Here is a 5133-nt window from a genome sequence, read left to right as displayed (position 1 = left end):
CGCAATTTAAAATATTATTGTTTTTCATATAGTTATAAAATTTTGACTGACTTCAAAAACAGTAAAAAGCCGACTTAGAAACAAGTCGGCTTTTTTATGAGCAGGTTTGATACCTTTTGCCAAGAACATAGGTTATTAAATAATCAATTGATAAAATATATTCTTATTATTTCATTTACTCATAAAATATATTCATTATAATGTTGTGTATTCGATCGAATACAATAAAGAGGAACTTTCATGACCGAGATTAAACGTCTCCCTGAATTTGATGAATGGCTAGATAGCATTAAAGACAGTATGACCCGTCTTAAACTGAATCGAAGATTAGATAAGGTTCAGCGTGGTAATTGGGGCGATGTAAAGCATCTTCAAGAAGGTGTTTGGGAAATGCGAGAGTTCTTCGGACCAGGTTGGCGCATGTATTACATCAAACATGGTGATGTAATCATTGTGATGCTTGGAGGTGGTGATAAATCTACACAGCAAAAGGATATAGAACGAGCTGTTGATTTATCAAAATCTTTAGAGGATTGAAAAATGGTTAAAATAGCTGATCTACCTAGCTTTGACATGGCAGAAGCACTTAAGAGTGAAGAAGATATTGTAATGTATCTTAATATGGTTCTTGAAGAGAATGACCCTGCTGAACTAGCTCATGCACTTGGTGTAATTGCTAAAGCTCGTGGTATGACTCAAATCGCTAAAGAAGCAGGAATTGGACGTGAAGCACTTTACAAAGCACTCCGTCAAGATTCAGCACCTCGTTTTGATACGATTAATCGTGTAGTAAATGCTTTAGGTCTAAAACTAACTGTGCAGAATGCATAACTATTAATAAAATTTTGTCTAAGTTCCATCTTATTTAACATAAAATCTCTTATGCGAAATTTAGGTCTTATCCCAAATAAATCCATTAAAAAGATCTTTATCTTTCTGCTTATTTTCTTCGGTCTTATTTTCCGTATTTAAAAATTGCTCAAAATCGGCTAATTGCTGTTTAAACGATTCATCATTTTTTAATTTATTTAAAGCCCAAGCTCCCAGTAGAATTTTACGTCTCGTATCATCTTTACGTTGCTGATCAGAAACTTTCTTTTTTTCACGAGCAGCAATAGCTTGTTTTTGTGCTTTTAGTTGTCTTAATCGTTCTTCTTGCTTTGCAATTTTTTGCTCTAAAGTTTCAACACTCATACCATCACCATCTCAAGGAATCCCCCTCAAGCATAGGTCTGTTTGAATTGAAATTCAAGACAGCCCATGCTATCGTGGTTTTCCCGAAGGGCGCACTTAGCCATTGGATTTCATCCAATGGTGCGACAAGGGGTAAATCCCCTTTGTAATCCCCTGACCAACATATACATGTTGGTAATTTCGATAAATCGAAATAAAGAGCAAAAGCAAAATGGCGATATATCATTTTTCAGTTAAAACGATTAGTAGAGGTAATGGACGATCGGCCGTTGCTTGTGCTGCATATCGTTCAAGTGAAAAATTGGTATGCGATTTTTATGGAAAAGAACAAGACTACACAAGAAAAACTGGTGTCGAATTTACAAAAATCTATGCACCTGAAAATACAAATACTGAGTTACTCAAGCGCCAAACACTTTGGAATGAAGTCGAAAAGGTTGAACGTAGAAAAGATGCATTACTTGCAAGAGAGTTTGAGATTGCATTTCCCAGTGAGTTAAACGCTGAACAGCGTGAAAATATGCTCAATGAACTTTGCCGAAACCTCGTTAAAAAATACGGTGTCATCGTTGATGCTGCTATTCATGCACCTCATACAGACAGTGGAAGTGATGAACGCAACTACCATGCACACATCATGTTCACAACCCGAAGTATTAATGAGCAGGGTGGCTTTTCAGCAAAAAAATATAGGGACTTCAGTCGTGACAATGGCACAGAAACTGTAAGCCACTGGAGAGAATCATTTGCAGAGTTATGCAATCATCACCTGGAACAAAATGGATTTGATGAACGTGTCGATCACAGAAGTTATGAAGACCAGGAAAGTGACCTAGAAGCAACTCAGCACGAAGGTCCTCAAGCGACATACCTCCGGAGACGAGGGATATTTACAGAAATTAGTCTGAAAAATGATGAAATTAAGCTACGTAATTTAAAAATCAAAAAGGTCATCGCACTGGATGAAAACATCAAAGTATCTGAGGATCTTGTTCAAAAAGTACGAAGTGAGCTTCAGTTTCAATACTCTCAAGCTGAGTATTCAGAAAAAACTTCTCAGAAACTTTATGAATTCCAAAATGAAGAATTATCAAAATTAACAACAAAATTAGACACGATGAGTTCTGCAATATCAGAACTACGCAAAAAAGAGCCTTTATTTTTTAAAACAAAATGGATCAATCAAATAAATGACCTGATCGACCAACACAACACCCAACTAGACATCCAAAAGCATATTTCTGGTCTTAGTGAAATAGAAAAAAAAGAGAGATATTCTGATCATTTAAATAAATGGACAGAAGAAAATCAGCTGCTCCAGCCTAAAAAGTCTTTTGCAAAACTTGACGAACCGAACATCACTGTTAAACAACGAAAACTTAATGATCAAATTTCAAATATAGATCATCAAATTTCTGAAATATCACGCAGAGAAACTGAGTATCAAGAGTATGTACGCGATCAAAGACTGGAGATCATAAATAGTTATATATTTGAAGAAGATAACTATGGAAATAAATACTTTAGTCCTCAAAATGGTGAAAAACAAAAGCGACTATATGCAGAAGAAATGGAAGATCTAAAAATCCAAGAATTGCATGCGGCTTTTACAAAAAAAATTGAGACCGAAGCGCAGCAAGAGTTTTCCCAAAAAATAGCAATACAGCTCGAAAACGACCGAAAAGATCGTGAATCTAGAGAACAGCAGTTACGTAAAGAACGAGAGCAACAAGAACAACGCTATGCACAAGAACGAGAGCAACAAGAACATTTGGCATTTTTAAGACGCCAAGAACAAGAAAAACAGCAGAGAAATGAGCCTAAAAAGCCAGAAAATGACAATAACCATGACTACACGCCTTAGCAATCCCATTTAAGCGCAAAAAAACGGGGGTTTTAGCGACTTTTGATAGAAATACAGTAAAACTATAGTTGATAAAAATAAAATCGCTTAGAACGCAAATGAGAGCCTTTTAGCGAGTGTCTACGAGCGACACAACGAAAGGTTGCTTATTCCCCCTCTGAAAAACCGTTTTTTATTGAATTACTGGGGACAGTGATTAGCGAGTGTCTACGAGCGAAGTATTGATGCTTTTGCTCGTCAAAAAGCATGAGCATAGCGAATGCATTATTCATGTTTTGCTTTTTGAATCCTTGATCATATATGCAAAAAACTGCCCCCACGAAGCGAGTGAAACGAGCTTCAATAGAGTACGAGCTTTAGCGAGTACCAAGGGCAGTTTTAATAACTCACTTTGGAAATAAATTCCCTTTTATTCTTTTAAAAAGCTTTTAAAAGCTTTTAGACCCTCTGAAAACCTTATGCAGCAATAGTTTCAAGCGTTAAAAGGGTACAAATAGCATGATAAAGGGTACAAATAGCATGATTTTATCGTTTAAAAGGGTACAAATAGCATGATTAAAGGGTACAAATAGCATGATAAAGGGTACAAATAAATTATTGTACCCTTATGTTTATTGGTGTACATTGTTTTCTCATAAGGGTACAAAAATCATGTTCATTTTTTATAAGGTTTGATATCTGAATGAATAAAGAAAATAGTTATGATAAATCTTATCCAGTAACAACAATGGCTATTCAAAACAAAGTTACTGAATGCTTTAAAAGCATGTCTGTAGATGAAAAAAGAATTTTAATTATGGCTTCTCCGATTGCTAGAAATATCGATGCAAGTGAACAAGATCAAATCTTAATATCTGCTCAACAATTTGCTGATGACTGTGGTATCAAAGTCAATTCTGCTTATAAACAAATTGAAAATGCGTCAAAAAAACTAGTAGATCGGTCCTTTTCATACGTTAATGATAGGGGGAAAAAGGTCTACTCTAACTGGGTAATTGATGCTACTTATGAAGATGCAGGGATATCTTTAAGGTTTACATCTATTGTTTTGGTGATGTTGAAAATTTTAGATAAATACAATCCATACACTCGTTATAAAAAAGATGTAGTTCTAAAATTAAAAAAAGACTACTCAATAGACTTTTACCATTTAGCGAAAAAAAATCAGGCAAAAAATGGCTTTGAATTAACGCTAGATGAAATGTTTACAGAGTTTGGTTTACCAGAATCTTATAGAGATTTGAGGAACTTAAAACGAAGAGTTTTGAAGAGCTCATTAGATGAAATTAATGAATTTACCGATGTAACAGTTGACTATAGTCCAGTTAAAAAAGGACGTTCTGTTGTCGGCTTTAAGTTCACTGTGAAAGAAAAATCTAAGCCAAAATTAATAGCTCCTGAGCGAGATCCAAAAACAATAGATATATTCTGCAACCTGTCTGATGCTCAAATTAACAAGTACAGTGCTATTTTATCTAAACTTTCTGAGCTATCAGACCTAAGTAACTTCCAGGACTATCCTAGTTTTGCCCTTTGGATTAGTGGCATCTTACGAGATCCGAAAAGTGTAAGAGAGGAAACAGCAAAGCGGATTTTTAAAGCTCTTCATAGCAAGACGGATTTTAAACCATGAAAACTAGAGCTGAATTAGATGCAATGAGCCATCAAGAACTCAAAGACTATGAGCAAAGTTTACTTGCTCTGTGGACACCAAGAATGGCTATTGAAAGTGACATTGAAAGGTTAAGCACTAATCGCAACGAATTATTAGAAATTTTTAATCAATTAAAAAATCCTGATGCTCCTGAAAATGAGCGTTTAAAAAATTCTATTTTATCGCTCAAATATAAGATTGAAGATTTAGAAGATAAATTGGATGATCTTATTCAAGATAATCGCTTAAATCGTGCAGATTGAATTATTCAGTTTATTTAATTAAAACCGTGAAACATTGATCAAAGAATAGGCGTGGAACGTGAATAGTCACAAAAAAGCCGTTCCAGTGCGCTGAACCCTGGAACGTCTTAGTATAAGTTTATGATTTATATCGAATAAAAAACAGTATTTCGTATAAG

Annotated in this window: 6 protein-coding genes; 5 read left to right on the top strand and 1 reads right to left on the bottom strand. The window is 34.9% G+C overall.

The annotated features are described in order from the left end of the window. Positions 1 to 240 precede the first annotated feature (240 nt). Both EXE09_RS18420 and EXE09_RS18415 read left to right on the top strand, forming a co-directional pair. Positions 241 to 537: a type II toxin-antitoxin system RelE/ParE family toxin gene (locus EXE09_RS18420; protein ID WP_004787583.1), complete on the top strand. Its 297-nt coding sequence runs from the start codon at positions 241 to 243 to the stop codon at positions 535 to 537. 3 nt (positions 538 to 540) lie between these two features. Next, positions 541 to 831, top strand: coding sequence for an addiction module antidote protein (locus EXE09_RS18415; RefSeq protein ID WP_004787581.1), 291 nt, complete (start codon positions 541 to 543; stop codon positions 829 to 831). Between the two features lie 60 nt (positions 832 to 891). Here the strand turns inward: EXE09_RS18415 and EXE09_RS18410 are convergent, their stop codons facing one another. Beyond that, positions 892 to 1194 (bottom strand): hypothetical protein, encoded by a 303-nt coding sequence (locus tag EXE09_RS18410; RefSeq protein ID WP_018680087.1) that lies wholly within the window; start codon positions 1192 to 1194, stop codon positions 892 to 894. A 211-nt stretch (positions 1195 to 1405) separates the two neighbouring features. On the opposite strand from EXE09_RS18410, the gene mobQ reads away from it, so the two are divergent. The 3 genes from mobQ to EXE09_RS18395 all read left to right on the top strand — a co-directional run bounded on the left by mobQ (position 1406) and on the right by EXE09_RS18395 (position 4975). Then, the gene (gene mobQ, locus EXE09_RS18405) at positions 1406 to 3058 is read left to right on the top strand and encodes a MobQ family relaxase (protein ID WP_018680086.1); all 1653 of its coding nucleotides are present in this window, start codon (positions 1406 to 1408) and stop codon (positions 3056 to 3058) included. Between the two features lie 682 nt (positions 3059 to 3740). Then, positions 3741 to 4691 carry a replication initiation protein gene (locus tag EXE09_RS18400; RefSeq protein WP_004728629.1) on the top strand — a complete coding sequence of 317 codons (951 nt, stop codon included), beginning with the start codon at positions 3741 to 3743 and terminating at the stop codon, positions 4689 to 4691. Next, the gene (locus EXE09_RS18395) at positions 4688 to 4975 is read left to right on the top strand and encodes a hypothetical protein (protein WP_004728627.1); all 288 of its coding nucleotides are present in this window, start codon (positions 4688 to 4690) and stop codon (positions 4973 to 4975) included. Before EXE09_RS18400 ends, EXE09_RS18395 begins: the two co-directional genes overlap by 4 nt. Positions 4976 to 5133: the final 158 nt, after the last annotated feature.

Source organism: Acinetobacter sp. WCHAc060025 (genome assembly GCF_004209355.1).
GTDB lineage: Bacteria > Pseudomonadota > Gammaproteobacteria > Pseudomonadales > Moraxellaceae > Acinetobacter > Acinetobacter wuhouensis.
This window is presented reverse-complemented; position numbering and strand designations above follow the sequence as displayed.

What these genes read in the sequence shown, in the direction of transcription:
- EXE09_RS18420 (WP_004787583.1), top strand. Translation starts at nt 241, where the DNA reads ATGACCGAGATTAAACGTCTCCCTGAATTTGATGAATGGCTAGATAGC.
- EXE09_RS18410 (WP_018680087.1), bottom strand. Translation starts at nt 1,194, where the DNA reads ATGAGTGTTGAAACTTTAGAGCAAAAAATTGCAAAGCAAGAAGAACGA.
- mobQ (WP_018680086.1), top strand. Translation starts at nt 1,406, where the DNA reads ATGGCGATATATCATTTTTCAGTTAAAACGATTAGTAGAGGTAATGGA.
- EXE09_RS18400 (WP_004728629.1), top strand. Translation starts at nt 3,741, where the DNA reads ATGAATAAAGAAAATAGTTATGATAAATCTTATCCAGTAACAACAATG.
- EXE09_RS18395 (WP_004728627.1), top strand. Translation starts at nt 4,688, where the DNA reads ATGAAAACTAGAGCTGAATTAGATGCAATGAGCCATCAAGAACTCAAA.
- EXE09_RS18415 (WP_004787581.1), top strand. Translation starts at nt 541, where the DNA reads ATGGTTAAAATAGCTGATCTACCTAGCTTTGACATGGCAGAAGCACTT.